This is a genomic window from Pseudomonas sp. EL_65y_Pfl2_R96, from assembly GCF_963970905.1.
Lineage (GTDB): Bacteria > Pseudomonadota > Gammaproteobacteria > Pseudomonadales > Pseudomonadaceae > Aquipseudomonas.
This window is the reverse complement of the sequence record NZ_CAXAQH010000254.1, coordinates 1-498: the sequence shown is the minus strand read 5'-3', so window position 1 is coordinate 498 and position 498 is coordinate 1. Positions and strand designations below refer to the sequence as shown.

The window sequence follows — 498 nt, the reverse complement described above, 5'->3', positions numbered from 1 at the left end:
CCCTGAGCGTCAAAATCGACGATGCCAAGGGCGGTAACTACGAGAAGCTAGAAGTCGACGGCAAGTCGGCGGACACCTCGGTGACCGACACAGCGGACACCACGACTCTCAGCCTGTCGGCGACCGATTCGGTCGCTGAAGGCGGCTCCATCGTCTACACCGCCACCCTGACCAATGCCGCCGGCACGCCGGTCACCGTGACCCTGTCGAACGGCGCCGTCATCACCATCGCCGCCGGCGCCACCAGCGGTTCCGTGACCGTCGACGCACCAAAGGACGACGTCTACAAAGACGCCGGTACCGTTGAAGCAACGATCAAAGACGCGGCCGGCGGTAACTTCGAAAACCTGGCGACCAACCCAGCGGCGGCGGTTACCGAAGTCACCGACACCGTCGACACCTCGACGGTGAACCTGACCGCGACGTCCACCGTCGCCGAAGGCGGCACCGTGGTTTACACCGCGTCCGTGTCCGCTCCAGTCACCGGTTCGCCGGTGG

Annotated in this window: 1 protein-coding gene; it reads left to right on the top strand. The window is 65.1% G+C overall.

The genetic code is table 11. The annotated features are described in order from the left end of the window. The coding region (locus AACY49_RS30485) for an immunoglobulin-like domain-containing protein (RefSeq protein ID WP_339528000.1) at positions 1–498 on the top strand (498 nt) is incomplete at both ends.